Origin of the sequence: Paenibacillus dendritiformis, assembly GCF_945605565.1 — a bacterium.
GTDB classification, from domain to species: domain Bacteria; phylum Bacillota; class Bacilli; order Paenibacillales; family Paenibacillaceae; genus Paenibacillus_B; species Paenibacillus_B dendritiformis_A.
The window spans coordinates 3,724,293-3,743,858 of the sequence record NZ_OX216966.1 but is presented as its reverse complement, the minus strand read 5'-3'; the positions used below and the strand labels follow the sequence as shown (position 1 = coordinate 3,743,858).

Below are 19,566 nucleotides of genomic sequence, written 5' to 3'. Positions count from 1 at the left end.
GGTTCCCGCTTGGTTCGCCCGACATCCACCGCTATTGAACTGTATTCGAATTACATTGCAGGCTCGGCATCCAGCATCGCGATGAATGCCGTCAAAGCGCTGGAGCAGACCGGCTCCTGCCGATGCACGAACCAGATATGCAAATCGCGGTACCTGTCCGGCAAGCGATGCGTTGCGATCCGGCCGGCTTCCGCCGCCTCGGCGATCGACGACTTCGGCAGCATGGACACGCCGAGCCCCTCGGATACGCCGCGAAGAATCACCTCGAAGGTGCCGAATTCCATGACCGGGCCGGACGGATGGCCGGATTCGCTCAGGAAGCGCTCGGCGCGGGCGCGGTGAGAGCATCCGACGTCGAAGAACAGCATTGGCTTCGCCAGGCATTCCTCCAGACGGCCCGCTCCCGGTTCCGAGATAAGCACCAGCTCATCCCGGAACGCGGCGACATGCCCGATATCGGGATGGTCTACCGGGCCATAGACGAAGGCGCCATCCAGCTCCTCGTTCAGCACTTGCCGCGTCAGGCGGTGCGTCTCCCCGGTCTGGAGCGACAGCTGCACATCGGGATATTGCAGGCAATAGGACTTCAGAAGCGGCGTCAGATGCGTAACGGCCGCCGTCTCGATGGAACCGATGCGAAGCGGGCCGGACGGATGCTCCGAATAGCGCGCCGATTTCTCCGCCTCGTCGAGCAGGCTCAATATCCGATCCGCATACTCCAGCAGATTCTCGCCTGCGGGAGTGAGCGTCATCCCCCGATTGGAGCGGCGGAACAGCGGGGTCTTCAATTGAGCCTCCAGCTGCTGAATCCGGGTGGTCACATTGGACTGGACGTAATTCAACGCCTGCGCCGCCTTCGTGATGCTGCCTTCCCGGGCCACAGCCTGAAATATTTTCAAATCTCCGCTTTCCACTACAATGTCACCTGCTTGGTATAAAAGTTTATGATACTCACCTTCGTTTTTGTTCATTTTACTTGATGATCTCCGTTGTGTACAATCAAACCGAATCAGCGCAACAACCGATGTTGATAAGGAGGAATTCATGTGAAAGCAATTGTGCACGCGGGCCAGAGCGGCCTGGAAGGCTTGTCATATAAGGAGACGGACGGGAAGCAGCCGGGACCGGGAGAAGTGAAGGTGCGGCTGCGGGCCGCGGGTCTGAACCATCGGGATCTGTTCCTGATGGCCCGTCGAACGCCCCAAGACCCGCCATTCATTCTAGGCTCGGACGGCGCCGGGACGATCGAAGCCGTCGGGGAAGAGGTAGCGCCCGAACTCGTGGGCCGCGACGTCATCATTCATCCTTGCCTCGACTGGGAGACGCCGGATATCGTCCCTGCCCTCCCGGCCATCGTCGGCGGTCCTTCGGACGGCACCTTCGCGGAGAGCATTATCATTCCCGCCCGCAATGCCTTCCTGAAGCCGGGATACCTGACCTGGGAAGAAGCAGGCGTGCTCCCCTTGTCCGCCCTGACAGCCTACCGGGCTCTATTCACGAGAGGGCGGCTTCAGCCCGGCGAGCATGTGGTCATTCCGGGCATTGGCGGCGGGGTGGCAACCTATGCCCTGCTCATGGCTATCGCGGCGGGAGCGAGAGTGAGCGTCACATCGCGGAGCGAGGTGAAGCGGCACAAGGCGCTGGAGCTTGGGGCGCACCATGCCTTCGACAGCCAGTGTGAATGGAAGGACGAGATCGGCGGAGAAGCGGCCGATCTGATCCTCGACAGCATCGGCCCGGCGACATTCGGGCAATATTTCGAAGTCATTAAGCCGAATGGCCGCATCGTCACGTTCGGCGCCAGCTCGGGCGATCGGATGGAGATTCCGGTTAGGGCGATCTTTTTCCCGCAGATTAGCATTATCGGCACGTCTATGGGAAGCCGCCAGGAGTTCGAAGACATGCTGAAGTTCATGGAGCGCCATTCCATCCGGCCGGTTGTCGACCGTGTATACCCGCTGCAAGATACGGTTCAAGCCTTCGAGCGGATGCGGCAGGCGGAGCAATTTGGTAATATTGGGTTAACCATAGAATAAGAGACCAAGGAGGCTGACGTCCGGTGGACGCGAAGCGCGAGCTCAACACCCGGGAAGGGCAAACAAGGCAGACGCAGATGATGAAGGACGAGCATATCGCAGCGGCGGAACAAGCCATTGTGTATATGAAAAGTCATCTGGAGGAGGAGATCACGTCCGAACAGCTGGCGGCTCATGTGGGATACAGCCCGTATCATTTCACGCGAATATTCAAGAGCGTGACGGGCATCTCCCCACGCCATTATCTGTCCGCCCTGCGGATGGAATCCGGGAAATCGGCGCTGCTCAAGGAACCGTCGCTCCTCGTCAAAGTGCTGCTGTCGATCGGATTCCGCAGCGCGGGGTCGTTCAACACGCGGTTCAAGCAGCAAGTCGGCGTGCCGCCGCGGGCATTCCGCATCCGTTCCGAAGCATTGACGGCGTATATGAATCAATTCGAGCATCGCGAATTGTCGCTGCCCGTTCCCGGGAAGGAAGCGGCTCCGCAGATTACATGCCGGATTGAAGCGCCGGCCTCCTTCCGCGGCCTGATTTTCGTCGGCCTGTTCCCCCATCCGATCCCGGATCAGCGGCCAGTTGCCGGCACGGCGCTCGCCGGAGGGAAGCGGACATGCGTGTTCGCGGACGTGCCGTCGGGGACCTATTACGCGCTCGCTGCCGGCATCCCGTGGAGTCTCCGTCCGAAGGATTATTTCGTGCTCGATCGCGCCATCCGCGGCAAATATCCTTCCGCCATCGAGGTGAATGATCGGACAGAGTTGGGCATTGCGATTCAACTGCGGAATCCGCTGCCGTACGATCCGCCGATCGTCGTCAGCCTGCCGCAGCTCCTCTTCGAGAAGAAGAAGGAGAGCAACACCGCAAAGTAGAAGAATTTCCCGGCAGCGCTCCCCGATATAATGGAAGCGGTACAATCACTGACCTGATAAGATAAGGGGGAGCAAAATGCCGAAGCTATGTGTCATTTCGATTTATGTATCCGACCTGGAGCTGGCGAAGCAGTTCTACTGCGGCAAATTGGGGTTCGAGGTATCGCGGGAGTACGATGCGAATACGGTCAGCTTGAAGCATGAAGACATCCCGATCGTGCTGTATCAGGTTGAGCAGCCCACCCGGGCAGACTATCCGCAGCAGGCCCAAGTCGTGCTCGGCCTGGAGACGGACAACCTGGCCGGCACCATCGCCGAACTGGCAGCCCAAGGGATCGAGGCCATCTACGATTCGCCGCAGCCATGCCCGCCGGGAGCCTACAACGCGTTCCGAGATCCATTCGGCAATGTCATCGAGTTATTGGAATTCAGCAAGAAACTGTCCGGGCAATGATGTGCAAGCGGACTTCTGTCATTCGGGAAGGGGAAATCAATAGATGACGATTACCGAGGAAATCTGGATTGAAGCCGAGCCGGAGCATGTATGGAATGCGTGGACCCAATCCGATCGTATTACCCTGTGGTTCGCCCCGGCTGCCGACATCGAGCCGATGGCCGGCGGCAAATTCGAGCTGTACTTCAATCCCGCCAGCAAAGACAGCATGAGCACGATCGGCTGCAAAATTGTCCGCTACGACGAGCCCCGCTCGTTCACGTTCCAATGGAAGGGACCCGATCCGTTCGCCGATACGATGAATCGGCAGGAGCAGCTGACGCTGGTGAAGGTCACCCTGGAGCCGGCGGATCAGGGTACGGCGGTTCGGCTGGAGCATAGCGGCTGGATGGACACGGAAGCATGGAAGCAGGCGCGGCAGTGGCATGTCGAGGCGTGGCGGCAGATGCTGGCCAGCCTGAAGGCGATGCTTGAGTCCGGCGAAGGAGCCGGATGCTGCCCATAACGAAGAGCCCCGGGAACTGTCCCGGGGCTCTTCTCTTATGGTGCCGCTCTCCCTAGTATGCGCGCAGCACGTGAAGAAGATAGTCCTTGCGGTTCAGTGGATTATAGTCGGACCGCTTCCGCACCGGATACCCGGATTCCATCCGGATGAAGCCGCACGGCCGCGCGATGAACACGCCCTCCCCTTCCGTAATCGCATGGAGACTGCGCTTGAATGTCTCCGCCGTCTTGACCGGGATCGTTCCGGTCAGCAGACAGGTATCGCCGGACATAACCGGCTCCTTCATCACCGCCTGCAAGCCAGCCAAGCGGTGCATGGCGGAGCTGATGCTGCCAGCAGGAATGGTAAGCTCATATTCATGGATCGGCTCATACACATCCGTTCCGGCCCGGGACAACGCCTCCATCAGCACGAGCGGCACCAGCTTCCTGAAATCGGCGGCTACGGTAACCGGACTGGCATATCCGGTATGGGTCAAGGTGACGGCTATGTCGGTCACTTCCCAGCCGTACAAGCCTTGGCGCAGCGTGGCATACACCGTATCCTCAATGGCCGCCTGAAACGCGAGCGGCAGCGACCCCAGCTCCACCTCCAGGCGATAGGTCACGCCGCTTCCGGCCTCGCCCGGATCGATTCGGAAGCCGACCGTGGCATAGAACGGATTCCCTTCCGCACCCATGAATTCCACAGCCTTCCCTGTCCCTCGCGGCTTCTCGATGCAGACGATCCGCGTCTCCGCGAAGCGAACGTCCAACTGATAAGCTTCCTTGAGCGTCGCTTCGATTACTTCTTTTTGCACTTCGCCGAACAGGCGAATATACGTCTCCCGATGATGCTCATCCCGCCAAAGATGGATGAGCGGATCTTCCTCCGCCATATTCATCAAGGCTTGGTACAGCGCATGATCTCCGCTCTTCGGAACCGCCTCGATGCGCGATTCCATCTGCGGCGCAGCGACGCGAAGCTCTCGAATCCGCTCCGACCAGGTTCCGATGACGTCGCCGATTCGGACCTCCTTCAAGCCCCATACTTTGCAAAATTCTCCTGCTCCGGCGCTCGCCGCGTCGGCCGTCCGTCCGCGATCGAAGATCTGAATTCGCTTGACCTTATAGCAAGCTGCCTCAATCTGTCCGTCATCCTGCTTCCGGTTCACTTGAATCGTCTGTCTGACGCCGAAGCTTCCGCTGAAGACGCGGATATAGGCGATTTTCTCGCCGGAGGATGCGCGTTTGATCTTGAACACGGCTCCGGATAATGGCGCATCTGCGGATGGCTGCGGTGCCGGAATGAATCGGGTGATGGCTTCCAGCAGCTCGTTGATGCCGATTCCGGTCATGGCGGAACCCGCCAGGATCGGGTATACGCGAGCCTCCCGGATCAGACGGGTCAGCGTCTCCTCGATTCGGAAGCGGCTTATCTCGCCGCCGTACACATAGGAAGCGAGCAGTTGTTCATCATGGTCGGCCGCCAGCTCGATGCATTGCGCATAGAATTCCGGATTCTCCTTGCCGCATTGTTTTTTGACGATATCGGCCTGCCTCGTCCCCGCTTGCACGGTCCCGTACAGCGGAATAGCGCTGCGGGACAGCCGTTGGCGAACCGCCTCGAAGACCGCCTCAGGCTGCGCGCCGCTCCGATCGATTTTGTTCACGAACAGGATGACCGGAATGGCCAGCTTCTCGAGCACCGCCATCAACAGCTTCGTCTGCGCCTGAATGCCCTCCACCGCCGACAGGACGAGAACCGCTCCGTCCAACACCCCGAAGGCCCGCTCCACCTCGGCGATGAAGTCGGCATGGCCGGGCGTATCGATCAGATTGATCTTAACCTCGTTGACTATAAAAGAGACGACCGACGCCTTGATCGTAATCCCTCTTCTTCGCTCCAGCTCCAGGGAGTCTGTCTGCGTGCTGCCCGAATCGACGCCGCCCAGCTCCCGGATCACCTTCGTCTCATACAATAATCGTTCAGTCAGGCTCGTCTTGCCTGCGTCGACATGGGCGACGATCCCGATATTGATTGTTTTCATTTATATAAATCCTCATTTCTTCTCTCATATTGTTCTCCTTTCGCAATGTGGTTCTTTGCCGCATGCTAATCACACTCCCGTTCATAATGTACCTTCAGTATAATAAGAGATCGGAAAAATGACAAAATAAAACATCGCGGCACAACGCCGCGATGTTCTTTTTCTATCAAGTAAGGGCTTACAAAATAATAGAGTCATCTACAGCCAGGTCATGAAATAGCCCTGCTTCACCGGGATGCGATGACGTTCGGCCCAACGGGTCAATTCGTTCATGCCGCCGTTCTCCATTCCCGGGAACCGGAAGCAGCAATAGCCCGGTATGGAGGTCTCCCCCTTCAGCCGGATGCCTACAGCGGCTTGTCGATACCCCTTCACCACGATCTCTTCCACTTCATCCGCGGCAATGGACTTTCCCTGAATCGTAATGGAATCCGATTCCGCCCGAATGTCTGCCGTCCGCTTCTTCATTCGCACGCATACTTCCGCGCACAGCGATCCAATGAGCACCGCCAAGGCTGCCATTTGCAGGAAGAACAGCACAGGCACAGTCTGTTCGGTCATCAACGCGACGTGCAGCATCGCTGCACTGAACAGGAAGGTTGCCACAAGCACTTCCTTCGTCCTTGTCGGATACATAATTCGATAATGCATAATGATCCGCTCCATTCTGTAAAGTGATGATTACGGATGGTCTCTCATTAGCAGCTTTTGCCTTTATTATATCATCACCGTTACGAATTTTGACACATATTTTTCACAGAATGGACAATTATGAACGGAGTGTGACATTCCGTGCCTGGCGGCGGCATTGCGCCGGAGACATGTGCTTGTATTTACGGAACAATCTGCTGAAGTAATTGACGCTGCCGAAGCCGACTTTTTCAGCGATATGTGTAATGTTCCGTTCGGTCTCGGCAATCAATTCCACGGCCTTGTCAATGCGGTATTGATTCAGAAATTCGATAAATGTCCGACCCGTTGTCTGCTTGAAAGTCCGGCAGAAATGAAATCTGCTCCTCTTCGCGACGGCAGCGGCCTCCTCGCTCTCCGTCATTAAACTCCACGATGATGCTCTGGATCAGAGCGGAGAGCACATCATAGTGTTCATCGCCGGACTTCAAGCAGACAGGAGCGTGAAAGTGGCCGTTGAGGAGTCCGGTGTAGCGTGCCCGAATTTTTGCAGGTGGTCACAGAAGAAGCGGAAGCGCGCAGTAAGGAAGCCAAGCTGCAGGAAATAGCCATCTGATGGCGCTGATGACATCAGCAATCTGTGCTGCAAAAGGATCGTCCCCGGGACGGTCCTTCTATTGTTATTGCGGGTGTCCGTATAAATTGACGAGGACGTCAGTGAAAAGATATAATAAACTGACAACAATGTCAGTGAAATATGTCAGTGAAACGGGGTGATCCGATGTCGCCGCGAACCAAGGAACAGAACGAGCGAATGCGGGCCGCGCGCATGCAGCTCATTCGCCAGGCCGCATTCGACGTCTATCTTGACCGGGGCATCCACCGCGCCGAGATGAATGAGATCGCGAAGCGGGCCGGCGTCGCCCGAGCTTCTGTCTACTATTATTATCAGGATAAATGGGAGCTGTTCCGGCTTCTCTTTCTCGACTTCATCGAGCAAAGCCGGCAATGGGCCGCACGGACGCTGGACACGACGGAAGCGCCAACCGCGCGTCTGCAGCGCCATGCCCGCTTCTATATGCAGCGTGCGGCGGAAGATCCGTCGTTCGTTCGGCTAACTCGCAGCATCGAAGAAGATCTGCCTGCCGTCTTCGGCGAGCATGCCACGGAGCAGCGGGATCTTCTCCGGCTTCGCCCCTCTCTTGTCCGTGCGTTCCGGGAGGGCATGACAGCCGGGCTCCTGCGCCGATCCGACCCGTCCCTGGCCGCCGATCTGTACTGGGGAGGCCTCCTCGGCGCGATGGCGAACCTGTCTGGCCGGCAGACTGCCCGAGAGGAACTGGAGGCCCTAGTGAATGAAGCGGTAGAGCTGTTATGCGGCGGAATGATACATAGGCCCAAGGAAATGACACCACCAAACGCCATAATGCATAGGCTCGATGAAGGAGGCAATTCATGATGAATCAGCTTCAGCTCGAAGTCGCCGAGACGTCGCTGCTCGATGACAGGCTGGACATTCGCGTCCGTCACGCTCCAACGGCTGAGACCGTTACGCTGCGGGCGGTGACGAAGGATGAGGAGGGCGCAGCATGGCATTCCTATGCCGTCTTCCTAAGCGACGACAGCGGAATCATCGATGTGGGACGACAGGCCCCGCTGGAAGGAACATACCGGACGGCCGACGCGATGGGCCTTTTCTGGTCCATGAAGCCGTCGGCTTCCGATCTGGAAATTTTCCGGAAGGCTGGTTCGGATCCGCTTCAGGTGACATTGACGGTTGAGATCGATGGAAGAATCGTGGCAGAACGCCAGCTTGTCCGGCAGGTCATCGCCGACGAGGTGGAACGCATTCCGCTCAACCCGGACGAACTCGGGATAGCGGGCACCTTCTTCCGGCCCCGTGCGGCAGAGCGCCCCCCAGCCGTCCTCGTGCTGGCCGGTTCGGGAGGCGGCGTGAATGAATGCATGGCCGGCTTGCTGGCCTCGCGCGGCTACGCTGCCCTTGCCTTGGCTTATTTCGGGGTCGGCCCGCTTCCTTCCCAGCTGCGGGAGATCCCGCTTGAATACTTCGAGAAGGCCGTCTCCTGGCTGAAGTCCCAGCCGGGCATCCGCCACGAGTCCATCGCGGTCGTCGGCCGTTCCAAGGGCGGAGAGCTGGCGCTGCTGCTCGGGGCGACCTATCCGGAGCTGCATCCCGTCGTCAGCTACGTGCCGAGCCCATATCTGTTTTCGAGCTTCGTCGGCGGAACGCCGGCATCCTCCTGGACGCACAAGGGGGAACCGCTGCCATTCGTGCCGCTACGCATGAATCTGGCGCTGCTGTTCCGCATTCTGAGCAGGCGGTTCACGAAGCAACCGATCTCCTTCGCCTCCTTGTATGAGAAGAGCGTCAAGCTGAAGCCGGACTGGGGCGGCGCCATGATTCCGCTGGAGCGTATCCAGGGACCGGTACTGCTCATCTCCGGCGGAGACGATAAGACCTGGCCTTCCACCTACTTCTCCGAGGTAGCCGCAGCGCGGCTGCGCGAGAAGGAATTCCCATATCCCGTCCGGCATCTCTCCTATCCGGACGCGGGCCATATGATTCAGGCGCCGTACTTGCCGAGCACCGTCCATCGCAGCGGCACGCTGCTGCTCGGAGGAAGCGACGACAAGGATGCCGAGGCCTGCGCGGACTCATGGGCGGAGATGCTGGACTTCCTGGATAATCATTGCAAGCGGACAGAAGATCAGGAGGAGAGTCAATGATAATACTAAAATCGAATGAAGAAATCGGGATTATGAGAGAGGCAGGGCGAATCGTAGCGGAATGCCATGCCAAGCTGGCCGAGGCGATCAAGCCGGGCGTCCAGACGACAGCGCTTGATCGGCTGGTCGAGCAGCATATCCGCTCGCGCGGAGCCGTGCCGAGCTTCCTCGGACATCACGGCTTCACCGCTTCGATCTGCGTGGCGAAGAACGATGTCATCTGCCACGGCTTCCCCGATGACGAGCCGCTCGAGGAAGGCGATGTCGTCACGATCGACATCGGAGCGCATTATCGCGGCTATCATGGCGATTCCGGCTGGACATACGCCGTCGGCACCGTCTCCGACGACATCCGGCAGTTGATGGACGTCTGCCATCAGAGCCTGTTCCTCGGCATCGAGCAGGCCGTCCCCGGCAATCGCGTCGGCGATATCGGCTTCGCGATTCAGACGTTCGCCGACCGCCATGGATACGGCAATGTCAGAGATTTCACCGGGCACGGCATCGGCCAGGATCTGTGGGAAGAGCCGCCCATCCCCCACTACGGCCGCCCAGGTACGGGGCCGAGGCTGAAGCAGGGCATGGTTATCGCGATCGAACCGATGCTGACCTTGGGCGACTATCACACCTATGTCGAGAGTGACGGATGGACCGCCCGGACGGCGGATCACTCGATCTGCGTCCAGTATGAGCACACCGTGGCGATTACCGACAACGGTCCAGAAATATTGACGAAGCTGTAGCCAAGAGCAGGACGAATCTCGCGATTCGTCCTGCTTTATTGGTTCTCCCCCACCACTGTTTCGCGTCGCAGAGGAAGCCTGCCCCTTCCTGGATGACGCGAAGCCTGTACGACGCAGACCTCCGCAGGGTACTGCCTCATTAAGGATTGCTGCGACTCAGTTGAATGAAGTTGGCAGCGGCTGCGGATAAAGGATCGTTCTTGCGGGTAAATTTGAACCGGGGCGCCGTAGCCCGGGCCATCGCTCTTATCGGCAAGCAAAGCGCCGTGTTAGAAAAACGACAAGACTTCGACGAGGCGTTACAGGAGCAAATGAAGCGAGTAGCACAAACCCCGGGATTAGTCTTTCCTTCATGGACGATGTATCGTGTCGAAGCGAACGAAGTGGAGTTTTGACAGGGGAATGAAAATCGCAAACATATTAGACTCACGTACTGTTTGGATGGAGGGCAATGGGTCAAGAATCTCTTGTGGGCTTAGAACGATGTGCTTCATGGCACACGCAAAAAAAAGGGCTCAAGCGAATCGACGCTTGAGCCTCTTGCTGTCATCCGGATGTCGGCGGATGCTTGTTGGTTTTGGCTTATTTGAACACTTTCAGACGATCTTCGAGCGGTGCGAACTCCTTCTCGCCCGGCGCCGCGGTCGGCTTGCCGAACGGCATTTGCGCGATCAATTTCCAAGTGTCTGGAATGTTCCATTCCTTGCTTACCGCATCGTTGATCAATGGATTGTAGTGCTGCAGGGTTGCGCCGTAGCCTTCCGCTTCCAGTGCGGTCCATACGACAAATTGCAGCATGCCCGAAGACTGTTCCGACCAGACCGGGAAATTGTCTTTGTACAAAGCGAATTTCTCCTGCAGGCCTTGAATCACCGCTTGATCTTCGAAGAACAGAACGGTTCCGTATCCGTTGCGGAAGGCAGTCATCTTGTCTTGGGTCGGTCCGAAGTTCTCCGCCGGCACCACCTGCCGCAGCGTCTCGGTCGTCAAATCCCACAGCTTGTTGTGCTGCTCGTTCAACAAGACGACGACGCGGGCGCTCTGCGAGTTGAAGGAGGAAGGTGTATGCAATACAGCCTCTCCAATCAAACGCTCCAACTGCTCGTCGCTCAGTACAGACTCCTTGCTGATGGCATAAATGCTGCGTCTTTTTTTGACTGCGTCGAGAAACTCTTTACTCATCTGAACCACTCCTCTTCATCTATCGATAATATCGTCTTGCCTACACATGCTATAATAAACGATAGATCGATTTAATATAAGTAGGCACATCTATGTGCTGTAGTATCACCAAAGATACCGTCTTTATACAGGGGGAGCGAATGAAATGAACAAGAACAATCCAGTGCCGTGCGAAGTCGTCGTCGCCTTGGATGCCATCGTCGGCAAATGGAAGCCGATTATTCTCATGCAGCTCATTACCGGAGGCACGAAGCGCTTCAGCGAGTTGAAGCGGCTGAATCCCGACATCACCCAGCGCATGCTGACGCTGCAGCTGCGCGAGCTGGAAGAGCAGGATCTCGTGCAGCGTGTCGTCTACCCGGTCGTCCCGCCCAAGGTCGAGTACTCCATCACGGAATATGGCCAGAGCCTCGTGCCGATTCTGGAAGCGATGCATAACTGGGGCAAGGCCCATTCCGAACGGATGAATCAGAAAAAAGCGCAACCGCAGGCCGTGGAGACCAGGTGAGTTCCACCTGGCCCTGCCCTGCACTTGCACCTGGCACCTTGGTTCCATCATGCCCAGGGAATGCCGCCTGCTCCTATCCCCGGATTATTTTTCCCCAATGCCGCAGGAATCGTCCGTGCACAGTCCTTCGCCGCCTTCCGGAGTCAATACCGTCAATGGGTTCTCTTCCTTCCAGGCTTTGTCCAATACTTCGAGGAACATCTCCGGCTGCTGGGCTCCGCCTACCGCATACTTCCGGTTAAAGACGAAGAACGGCACGCCGCGGCAGCCTAATTGATTGGCTTCGCGCATCTCCTGCTCGACCTCGGAAGTGAATTGCGTACTCTCCAGCATCTGCGCAGCAGCTTCCCGATCCAGTCCCGCTTCTGCGGCCACGGCAAGCAGCGTATCCTTCTCGCTGACGTTTTTCCCATCGGTGAAGTACGCCTTGAACAGCAATTCCGCCACCTTATCCCGCTTACCGTGCTGTCCGGCAAAGTGAATCAGGCGGTGCGCATCCATTGTATTGGTCATGATCATTGAATCGAAGTGATAATCGATCCCCGCTTCCTTGCCTTGACGGACAATGTCTTCGTGCATGGCGATCGACTGTTCCCGGCTAACGCCATACTTCTCGGCAATTGCCGTATACGCATCTTTCGTCGGATGCTTCTCCGCATTCGGGTCGAGCTGGAAGCTGCGGTAGATGATCTCCACCTTGTCCCCGTGCCCGAACTGGCTCAGTGCTTCCTCGAACCGGTGCTTTCCGATATAGCAAAATGGACATGCAACGTCCGACCAAATCTCCACTTTCATCCTGTCATTCCTCCTGACTGCCAACCTATATTTGCCTTCTCCCTCATTATATCTCGAAATAAAGATAATTCCAACCTTCTTACAGCAGCCCCGCCTTCGTCAAAAATTCCTTCGCGACATCCCGGGCGCTTCTGCCCTCCGCGTTCACCTCGTAATTCATCTCGCGCATCTCGTCATCCGTAATACGGCCTGCCAGCCGGTTCAAGGCTTCTACCAGCTCCGGATACCGCTTCGCCGTACCGCTTCGCATAAGCGGAGCGCCTTGATAAGGCGGAAATAGATGCTTGTCATCCTCCAGCACGACCAGATCATGCTGCCTCAACTCGCTATCTGTAGAATACGCATCCACCAGATTAATATCCCCCGTCTCGATAGCCGTGTATCGAAGCTTCGGCTCCATCGTCTTCATCTGAGGGAACGCAATGCCATACAGCTCCTGAATCCCGCGGTAGCCGTCCCCCCGATCGGCGAATTCCAGTGTGAAGCCGGCCTTCATCATGTGCTGCACGGCCTCCATATCGCTAATCTTCTTCAACTGATATTTCTCGGCTATTGCCGCCGGCATCGCCAGCGTATATGTATTGTTGTATTGCATCGGTTCCAGCAGTACCAGATCGAACTTCTCCTTCAGACCGGTCCTCGCCTGATCGTAAACCTGCGCGGCATCGGTGCTGGCTGCCGTCTCTCGCAGAAATTCGGAGATGGCCGTTCCCGTAAATTCCGGATACATATCGATGCTTCCCGACTGCAACGCATGGAAGACAAATGAGGTTTTCCCGAGGCCGGGCTTCAGCTCGACCTTCAGGTTCGTATTCTTTTCGATAAGCAGCTGGTACATATGAATGAGAATCTCCGGCTCCGCGCCGAGCTTGCCGGCGATCACGATCTCCTTCGGCTGCTCTCTTACGGCCAAGGGAAGCACTATCAGGAGCAGCAGCGCGGCGCAAAGGACGCCGAACGCAGTCAGCAGCCGGTTGAAGGGCAGGCGCTCAAGCTTACGCAGCAGGAAATCGAAGAATAAGGCCAACAGCGCGGCCGGAACGGCTCCCAGCACAATGAGCATGGAATCGTTGCGATCGATGCCGAGCAGTATGATGTCACCGAGTCCCCCCGCCCCGATCAGAGCCGCCAGCGTGGCCGTTCCGACGATGAGCACCATCGCCGTGCGAATGCCGGCCATAATGACCGGAAGCGCCAGCGGCAGCTCCACCTTGATCAGGCGCTGCAGATTGCTCATCCCCATCGCTTGGGCCGCTTCCGCGAGGGAAGGATCGACTTCCTTGATGCCGGTGTATGTATTGCGCAGAATGGGAAGCAGCGCATAGGCCACCAATGCCGTTACCGCAGGGAGCGTCCCGATGCCGAGGAGCGGAATGAGCAAGCCAAGGAGGGCCAGCGACGGTATCGTCTGCAGCACCGCGGAGAGGCCAATGAGCCCTTCCGCCATGTTCGGATGGCGCGTAATATGGATCCCGAGCGGAACCGCGATCATCAAGGCAAGAAACAAGGTGACGAACGAAATTTGAACATGCGCGAGCAGGGCGCTGAATAATTGGTCTTGCCGTTCTCTCAATACCTCGAACAGGATACTCATGAACCGGAACCTCTTTCCTGCGGCTCGCTCCCGTTACGCGGACTTGACGGGCATCGCCGCATCATTGGATGATCATCGTATTGATTGTCCAAGTACCGCACAGGTCAATCGGGAATCGGGCACGGATTAGGCGGCTCGCTATGTGAGCGTCAAGTCACGAAAAAAACGGCTGTTGATCAGCCGTTGTTCCATTACCCTATCTTGCATTCTATGCGTTGAACCCCATTCGTTATGTGCGGTTTGGTCTGATAAATTCTCCTTATTTCATCGGATTAACAATTCCATAATAAACTAGATCTTCGAAAGTATCGTTTTTATAAACATGATCTTTTAGAGTACCTTCGTAAGTCATTCCGCATTTTTCCATTATCTTTCCGGATGCCGGATTCGATTTAAGATAACGTGCATACACACGATGGTAATTCTTCTCTGTAAAAACAAATTCGATAACTGCTTTGGCTGCTTCGGTCCCATATCCCTTTCCCCAATATTGCTCTCCTATCCAGTAAGCAATTTCACCATTTTTGTATGGTTTATGATTGGAAATACCAATAGCGCCGTATAACTGTCCGGTATTTTTGTCGGTTACAGCGAATTCATACATTCGGTCTAATTCAAAGTTTTGTTCATGATTTGCAATCCATGAAAGAGCACATTCTAAAGGATAGGGAAATGGTAAAGTCAATGTGCTTTTGTATATATTATAATTATTACATAATTCGGTAACATTTTGTGCATCCGATTCTTTAAATAGACGTAGAAGCAATCTATTTGTTTCTATTGTTTTTTCTGCTTTACGATAAATCATTATGTTCACCCCATCAAAAAAAGATATAGTGCATACCCCGTAAACTTTACATCCCCATTTTGTTCTCCTGTAGAATGAAGTTTTAACACCTCCCCTTACGTTTCCATTACTAAATCTGGATTCCCCAAATTCTTCATTAAGAGTTAAATAGTCTTAATACTATAACACTATTTCATTATTGTCTAGTGCATCCACAATTCTGCGGGCGCACAATCATTGTTTCCCATACAACAATAATTGCACATCATGCGGGTCTACTTTTCCTAAGCAGAATAGGAATAACTCACATATCATGAGTTCGACCTTTTCCTTCATTTGACATTTTGGGCACTCCATGCAACAATAATATTGTTTCATTTGAAACAATATTATTTGACTTTTATATCTTCCTAAAAGGAGCGTGACTGGTATGAAAAAGGCTGATGTTATCATTGTCGGAGGCGGTCCGGCAGGACTGATGGCGGCGTGTGAGCTGGCGCTCGCCGGCGTTGACGCACTTGTGCTCGAACGTCGCACGGAACGGGTGCGGAATTCACGGGCGCTTACCCTTCATCCTCGCTCCCTGGAGCTGATGGCGATGCGAGGAATCGCGGATCGCTTCCTTGCCCGGGGACAAACGCTGCCGACGGGCCATTATGCCAATCTGGAGACCCGATTGCGGTTCGATGCTCTGGAGACGGATTATCCCTTAACGCTATTGATTCCCCAATTTGTTACGGAGGAGCTTTTGGAGCAGCGTGCGAGGGAGCTTGGGGCAGCCATATGGCGGGGGCATGAAGTTACCGGATTAACACAGGATGCTCAAGCGGTTCACGTTCACTCGCATAGTCGGGATGGAGCCATGTTGCTGGAGGCACGGTATGTGATCGGAGCAGACGGAGCGCGAAGCTTCGTTCGTCGGCAGTCGGGCATTCCCTTCCCGGGGACCGACACGGCTTCGACGGGCATTTTAGGCGACATCGTGCCGGAGGAACCGCCAGAGCACCCATTTCTATCCATGACCAACAAGCATGGATTATTACTCATGGTTCCGCTTGGCAAGGAGACCTACCGGTTCGCGATGATCGACCCGCTCCATCAGCATCTGCCTGCAGACGTGCCGGTCACGCTTGAAGAGCTGCAGGGCGGGATCGAACGGATTACCGGCAAGACGCTCCGCATTCGTTCCACCGTCTGGCTGTCCCGATACGGCGATGCCAATCGGCAAGCGGAAATATACAGGGCTGGCCGGGTATTTCTCGCTGGCGATTCGGCCCATATCCATTTCCCGGCTGGAGGGCAAGGCTTGAATGTCGGACTTCAAGACGCATTCAATCTGGGCTGGAAGCTGGCGGCCGCCCTCCGCGATGATGCGAAGGCCGACTGGCTGCTGGACAGCTACCATGCCGAGAGACATGAAGCAGGACGGCAACTTCTCGCCGATACGAGAGCCCAGGGTCAACTGATGACCGACTTCTCGGAGACGGGAACCGCCCTCAGACAATTGGTATCGCGCCTCCTCTCCTTCCCTGACGCCAATCGGTCGATAGCGGAGCAGGTCGGAGCGACCGGCATCGCTTATCAGCCTCTTCCGGGCACAGGCACGAATCCGTGGATAGGCCGGCGCTGCCCGAATCTGAGGCTCGTCCTGCCAGATGGCGCTCCTCTGACGCTCTATCAACTGATGCATGGCGGGCAATTCGTGCTTATTCATCATCCAGGAGCCGGTTCGCTTCCGGAGGATCTGCTGGAATCATGCGCCGATTCTCATATCCACGTCATCACCGCCAAAATCGAGGATGCTGGAATGGAGGGCATCGAGGCGCTGCTCGTTCGCCCGGACGGACACATCGCGTGGGTGATGGCACAGGGCGACACTTCTGCGGAAGATTGGTATCAAGGGCTGCGAGCCTGGATGTTATCTGCTCCTGGATCCAAAGCTAGAGTGTAGCAAAGGGAATGCAGCCCAAGGGGGCCGCTGCTCAGTATCATGCTCTGCATGCGGCCGCCCTCAGGCTGTCAGCGGGTTCGGCTTCGTCTGTCTCTGCCGTTCTCGCCGCTAATCAAGCAGCGGCCCTGAATCGCAGGATTATCCCTAACCTGTTCTTTCTATTCTTCTGCAAAAATCGGGAAGGCGCTGCAAGAACGTTCGTTCCGCTTCCGCCTCCCCGATCGGCCCATATGATACGGTTCAGGTTCCGCAAAAGGTTCGGTACGGACACGCAGATGGCTCAGGCAAGGCGGCGTATTCAGCCTGTTCCGGGGAGTATGCGTAAGGGTTCGCGAGCACAGCCAGCAGCCGCTCCATCACGCTGTAGTCTCCCTGCTCCACTGCCGCTTCGAGCGCTTTTTCCACCCGGTGGTTGCGCGGGATGACCGCCGGATTGCTGTCCCGCATCAATTGATGCGATGAGGCTTCCGGCTCCTCCTGCCTGCCCCGTCTCGCCTGCCACCGTTCATGCCACTGCGCATATTCGTCCGTTCCGAACAGCCCCGACTCCTCCGAGTCACCCAGAGTTAAGGTTCGGAACGTATTCGTATAATCGGCCGAATGCTTCTCCATCAGCTCAAGAAGCTCTTCGATCAGGGACTCATCTTCCTCCTCTTCATTGAAGAGCCCGAGCTTCGCCCGCATTCCTGCCAGCCAATGGCGTTGATATAGCTTAGTGAACGCCGCAATCTCCTTCTCGGCCAGCTCGATAGCCTGCTCCTGATTGTCATGGAGCAGCGGAAGCAACGCCTCGGCCAGTCTCGCGAGATTCCATGCGGCCATATACGGCTGATTGCCATAAGCATAGCGGCCCTGAACGTCAATGGAACTGAATACCGTCGCCGGATCATAGGCATCCATGAAGGCGCATGGCCCGTAATCAATGGTCTCGCCGCTAATCGTCATATTATCGGTGTTCATCACCCCATGAATGAAGCCTGCGTGCATCCATTGGGCAATCAGCTCGGCCTGGCGCCTGACCACTTCCCGCAGCAGGGATAGATACCGGTTCTCGCCCGCGTCAGCTTCCGAAAAATGTCTCTGCCAGGCATAATCGGCCAGAGCTCTCAGATCTTCCACCTTGCCCCATTGCGAAGCGTACTCAAACGTGCCGACGCGCAGATGACTGGCCGCCACGCGGGTCAACACCGCGCCAGGCAGCTCGGTCTCGCGGTGCACAGGCTCGCCGGTCGTCACGACCGCCAGGCTGCGGGTGGTGGGGATGCCAAGTCCATGCATGGCTTCGCTAATGATATATTCGCGCAGCATCGGCCCCAGCGCTGCGCGGCCGTCTCCCCCGCGGGAGTAGGGCGTCCTGCCCGAGCCCTTCAATTGAATGTCCATCCGCTCATCCGTGGGCGTGATCTGCTCGCCAAGCAGCAGCGCCCGTCCGTCCCCCAGCATTGTAAAATGCCCGAACTGATGCCCCGCATAAGCCTGGGCAAGCGGCGCGGCACCCTCGGGAATCCGGTTGCCGGCGAACACCGCCGCCCCGTCATCGCTGTTCAGCGCCTGAACATTCAGTCCAAGGGATGCCGCCAATTTTTCATTAAATATACTCAGCTTCGGCGCCCGAACCGGGGAGGGGCTTTGCCTCGTAAAAAATAACTGCGGCAGCCGGGCATAACTGTTATCGAAATTCCATCCTTCCGGGATTGCTCTATTCTCCGTCATCGTATCTCCCTTTTCCTGTGTCTTCATGGATTTAGCGTTTACTCCTGTTCATTAATTATGCCTCACGATTCTGGTTGTTCTTTATTCAAGCTCGATTTTTTGTAGGCTAACGGGGTCATATTCATCGTCTGCCGGAATTTATCGATGAAATAACTCGTGCTGTTGAATCCGACTTGATAGGAAACTTCAGTCACACTGGCGTCGGCTTGCTGCAATAAAACCAAGCTTTTTTGAATTCTATAGTCTATTACATAGCTAAGCGGTGTTGTTTTCAGCATTCGCTTAAAATACCGGCAGCATTCGGAACGGCTTAATTGACCCGCTCTGGCAATGTCGTCCAGCCTGATGTTCTCCGCGTAATGGAGATGTATCCATTGTAGCATTTCCTTCATTCGCTCACTCTTGACCATGGCCGTCTGATCATATTCGAGCGGAAATCCATTCTCGATTAGGTTCTTCCAAGTGAACGTGAGCTGCAGGTTGATGTCGATTTCATAGTAAGGTGTTTTCTGTTTAATCCATTGATGAATGTTGCTGATGGCATCTAAAATGTTGTTCCCCCACGGCTCATGTCTATTCAAGTATAAGTATGGCAAATTCGTCGCCTGAATGTAGGGATAGACATAGCTTGTATAGAGCTCTTGAGGCAAGACGAATTGCGGAGACACATTTAGACAAATATACACGCAGCCCGAGTGATTTTTATCTTCGGCCATATGAAGACAGCCGCTGTTGATGAATAGCCCCTCTCCTTCTTGAACTGTTAGTTTTTCTTCATTGATTTGAAAGACGGCTTCCCCTTTGCGGATCAGCACAAATTGAAGTTCATCATGCCAATGAAGCGGAATATAGCCATTGATATTTTGCCTAATCGTTGTTTCATAACAGGCAATCGGCAATTCGACGGTGCGATGCTCGGTCAGCTCTTTCAAGTTATGGTCAATCTTGAAATTTTTGATTTGCACTGGCTCGCCTCAATATATTGATATTTTTTCATTCGATTGAAGTATTAATTTCCGGAT

20 protein-coding genes are annotated in these 19,566 nt (G+C 55.8%); 10 read left to right on the top strand and 10 right to left on the bottom strand.

Annotation, left to right across the window (positions count from 1 at the left end; genetic code table 11):
* Positions 1-50: 50 nt before the first annotated feature.
* Positions 51-914, bottom strand: a complete 864-nt coding sequence (locus NNL35_RS16545) for a LysR family transcriptional regulator (RefSeq protein WP_006677591.1) — start codon at positions 912-914, stop codon at positions 51-53.
* 132 nt (positions 915-1,046) lie between these two features.
* Between NNL35_RS16545 and NNL35_RS16540 the strand changes: the two genes are divergently transcribed.
* The 4 genes from NNL35_RS16540 to NNL35_RS16525 all read left to right on the top strand — a co-directional run bounded on the left by NNL35_RS16540 (position 1,047) and on the right by NNL35_RS16525 (position 3,864).
* The gene (locus NNL35_RS16540; RefSeq protein ID WP_006677590.1) at positions 1,047-2,036 is read left to right on the top strand and encodes a zinc-binding dehydrogenase; all 990 of its coding nucleotides are present in this window, start codon (positions 1,047-1,049) and stop codon (positions 2,034-2,036) included.
* A gap of 23 nt (positions 2,037-2,059) precedes the next feature.
* A complete protein-coding gene (locus tag NNL35_RS16535) occupies positions 2,060-2,905 on the top strand; it encodes a helix-turn-helix domain-containing protein (protein WP_006677589.1) in 846 nt (281 codons plus the stop codon).
* 76 nt (positions 2,906-2,981) lie between these two features.
* Positions 2,982-3,359, top strand: a complete 378-nt coding sequence (locus NNL35_RS16530) for a VOC family protein (protein ID WP_006677588.1) — start codon at positions 2,982-2,984, stop codon at positions 3,357-3,359.
* Between the two features lie 43 nt (positions 3,360-3,402).
* A complete protein-coding gene (locus tag NNL35_RS16525) occupies positions 3,403-3,864 on the top strand; it encodes an SRPBCC family protein (protein WP_006677587.1) in 462 nt (153 codons plus the stop codon).
* Between the two features lie 52 nt (positions 3,865-3,916).
* On the opposite strand, the gene NNL35_RS16520 is transcribed toward NNL35_RS16525, so the two are convergent.
* The 3 genes from NNL35_RS16520 to NNL35_RS16510 form a co-directional block, all read right to left on the bottom strand.
* Entirely contained in the window at positions 3,917-5,893 is a 1,977-nt protein-coding gene (locus NNL35_RS16520; RefSeq protein ID WP_006677586.1) for an elongation factor G, read from the bottom strand.
* 198 nt (positions 5,894-6,091) lie between these two features.
* Positions 6,092-6,529, bottom strand: a complete 438-nt coding sequence (locus NNL35_RS16515) for a 6-phosphogluconate dehydrogenase (RefSeq protein WP_254553604.1) — start codon at positions 6,527-6,529, stop codon at positions 6,092-6,094.
* Positions 6,530-6,662: 133 nt separating this feature from the next.
* Entirely contained in the window at positions 6,663-6,947 is a 285-nt protein-coding gene (locus NNL35_RS16510) for a helix-turn-helix domain-containing protein (protein WP_006677584.1), read from the bottom strand.
* Positions 6,948-7,280: 333 nt separating this feature from the next.
* Here NNL35_RS16510 and NNL35_RS16505 point away from each other — a divergent pair, with 333 nt between their 5' ends.
* From NNL35_RS16505 to NNL35_RS16490, 4 genes are all read left to right on the top strand, one after another.
* Positions 7,281-7,982 (top strand): TetR/AcrR family transcriptional regulator, encoded by a 702-nt coding sequence (locus NNL35_RS16505; RefSeq protein WP_083835572.1) that lies wholly within the window; start codon positions 7,281-7,283, stop codon positions 7,980-7,982.
* A complete protein-coding gene (locus tag NNL35_RS16500; RefSeq protein WP_050979434.1) occupies positions 7,979-9,271 on the top strand; it encodes an acyl-CoA thioester hydrolase/BAAT C-terminal domain-containing protein in 1,293 nt (430 codons plus the stop codon). Before NNL35_RS16505 ends, NNL35_RS16500 begins: the two co-directional genes overlap by 4 nt.
* The gene (gene map, locus NNL35_RS16495; protein WP_006677581.1) at positions 9,268-10,014 is read left to right on the top strand and encodes a type I methionyl aminopeptidase; all 747 of its coding nucleotides are present in this window, start codon (positions 9,268-9,270) and stop codon (positions 10,012-10,014) included. The genes NNL35_RS16500 and map overlap by 4 nt, the downstream gene beginning before the upstream one ends.
* 164 nt (positions 10,015-10,178) lie before the next feature.
* Positions 10,179-10,409: a hypothetical protein gene (locus NNL35_RS16490; RefSeq protein ID WP_006677580.1), complete on the top strand. Its 231-nt coding sequence runs from the start codon at positions 10,179-10,181 to the stop codon at positions 10,407-10,409.
* Positions 10,410-10,596: 187 nt separating this feature from the next.
* On the opposite strand, the gene NNL35_RS16485 is transcribed toward NNL35_RS16490, so the two are convergent.
* Positions 10,597-11,196: a nitroreductase family protein gene (locus NNL35_RS16485; protein WP_006677579.1), complete on the bottom strand. Its 600-nt coding sequence runs from the start codon at positions 11,194-11,196 to the stop codon at positions 10,597-10,599.
* Between the two features lie 145 nt (positions 11,197-11,341).
* Here NNL35_RS16485 and NNL35_RS16480 point away from each other — a divergent pair, with 145 nt between their 5' ends.
* Entirely contained in the window at positions 11,342-11,704 is a 363-nt protein-coding gene (locus tag NNL35_RS16480) for a winged helix-turn-helix transcriptional regulator (protein WP_006677578.1), read from the top strand.
* 84 nt (positions 11,705-11,788) lie between these two features.
* Here NNL35_RS16480 and NNL35_RS16475 read toward each other — a convergent pair whose 3' ends face one another.
* The 3 genes from NNL35_RS16475 to NNL35_RS16465 form a co-directional block, all read right to left on the bottom strand.
* On the bottom strand, positions 11,789-12,499 hold the full coding sequence (locus NNL35_RS16475; protein ID WP_006677577.1) for a DsbA family oxidoreductase: 711 nt from the start codon (positions 12,497-12,499) through the stop codon (positions 11,789-11,791).
* Between the two features lie 79 nt (positions 12,500-12,578).
* Positions 12,579-14,093, bottom strand: a complete 1,515-nt coding sequence (locus NNL35_RS16470) for an ABC transporter permease/substrate-binding protein (protein WP_006677576.1) — start codon at positions 14,091-14,093, stop codon at positions 12,579-12,581.
* A gap of 259 nt (positions 14,094-14,352) precedes the next feature.
* The gene (locus NNL35_RS16465) at positions 14,353-14,901 is read right to left on the bottom strand and encodes a GNAT family N-acetyltransferase (RefSeq protein ID WP_006677575.1); all 549 of its coding nucleotides are present in this window, start codon (positions 14,899-14,901) and stop codon (positions 14,353-14,355) included.
* A 409-nt stretch (positions 14,902-15,310) separates the two neighbouring features.
* Here NNL35_RS16465 and NNL35_RS16460 point away from each other — a divergent pair, with 409 nt between their 5' ends.
* Complete coding sequence (locus tag NNL35_RS16460) at positions 15,311-16,831, top strand: FAD-dependent monooxygenase (RefSeq protein WP_006677574.1); 1,521 nt, start codon at positions 15,311-15,313, stop codon at positions 16,829-16,831.
* A gap of 240 nt (positions 16,832-17,071) precedes the next feature.
* Here NNL35_RS16460 and NNL35_RS16455 read toward each other — a convergent pair whose 3' ends face one another.
* Positions 17,072-18,544: a protein adenylyltransferase SelO gene (locus tag NNL35_RS16455; protein WP_006677573.1), complete on the bottom strand. Its 1,473-nt coding sequence runs from the start codon at positions 18,542-18,544 to the stop codon at positions 17,072-17,074.
* A gap of 62 nt (positions 18,545-18,606) precedes the next feature.
* On the bottom strand, positions 18,607-19,509 hold the full coding sequence (locus NNL35_RS16450) for an AraC family transcriptional regulator (RefSeq protein ID WP_006677572.1): 903 nt from the start codon (positions 19,507-19,509) through the stop codon (positions 18,607-18,609).
* Between the last annotated feature and the right edge of the window lie 57 nt (positions 19,510-19,566).

What these genes read in the sequence shown, in the direction of transcription:
- NNL35_RS16505 (WP_083835572.1), top strand. Translation starts at nt 7,281, where the DNA reads ATGTCAGTGAAACGGGGTGATCCGATGTCGCCGCGAACCAAGGAACAG.
- NNL35_RS16520 (WP_006677586.1), bottom strand. Translation starts at nt 5,893, where the DNA reads ATGAAAACAATCAATATCGGGATCGTCGCCCATGTCGACGCAGGCAAG.
- NNL35_RS16480 (WP_006677578.1), top strand. Translation starts at nt 11,342, where the DNA reads ATGAACAAGAACAATCCAGTGCCGTGCGAAGTCGTCGTCGCCTTGGAT.
- NNL35_RS16500 (WP_050979434.1), top strand. Translation starts at nt 7,979, where the DNA reads ATGATGAATCAGCTTCAGCTCGAAGTCGCCGAGACGTCGCTGCTCGAT.
- NNL35_RS16475 (WP_006677577.1), bottom strand. Translation starts at nt 12,499, where the DNA reads ATGAAAGTGGAGATTTGGTCGGACGTTGCATGTCCATTTTGCTATATC.
- NNL35_RS16525 (WP_006677587.1), top strand. Translation starts at nt 3,403, where the DNA reads ATGACGATTACCGAGGAAATCTGGATTGAAGCCGAGCCGGAGCATGTA.
- map (WP_006677581.1), top strand. Translation starts at nt 9,268, where the DNA reads ATGATAATACTAAAATCGAATGAAGAAATCGGGATTATGAGAGAGGCA.
- NNL35_RS16515 (WP_254553604.1), bottom strand. Translation starts at nt 6,529, where the DNA reads ATGTATCCGACAAGGACGAAGGAAGTGCTTGTGGCAACCTTCCTGTTC.
- NNL35_RS16485 (WP_006677579.1), bottom strand. Translation starts at nt 11,196, where the DNA reads ATGAGTAAAGAGTTTCTCGACGCAGTCAAAAAAAGACGCAGCATTTAT.
- NNL35_RS16490 (WP_006677580.1), top strand. Translation starts at nt 10,179, where the DNA reads ATGAAGTTGGCAGCGGCTGCGGATAAAGGATCGTTCTTGCGGGTAAAT.
- NNL35_RS16455 (WP_006677573.1), bottom strand. Translation starts at nt 18,544, where the DNA reads ATGACGGAGAATAGAGCAATCCCGGAAGGATGGAATTTCGATAACAGT.
- NNL35_RS16530 (WP_006677588.1), top strand. Translation starts at nt 2,982, where the DNA reads ATGCCGAAGCTATGTGTCATTTCGATTTATGTATCCGACCTGGAGCTG.
- NNL35_RS16460 (WP_006677574.1), top strand. Translation starts at nt 15,311, where the DNA reads ATGAAAAAGGCTGATGTTATCATTGTCGGAGGCGGTCCGGCAGGACTG.
- NNL35_RS16510 (WP_006677584.1), bottom strand. Translation starts at nt 6,947, where the DNA reads ATGACGGAGAGCGAGGAGGCCGCTGCCGTCGCGAAGAGGAGCAGATTT.
- NNL35_RS16465 (WP_006677575.1), bottom strand. Translation starts at nt 14,901, where the DNA reads ATGATTTATCGTAAAGCAGAAAAAACAATAGAAACAAATAGATTGCTT.
- NNL35_RS16470 (WP_006677576.1), bottom strand. Translation starts at nt 14,093, where the DNA reads ATGAGTATCCTGTTCGAGGTATTGAGAGAACGGCAAGACCAATTATTC.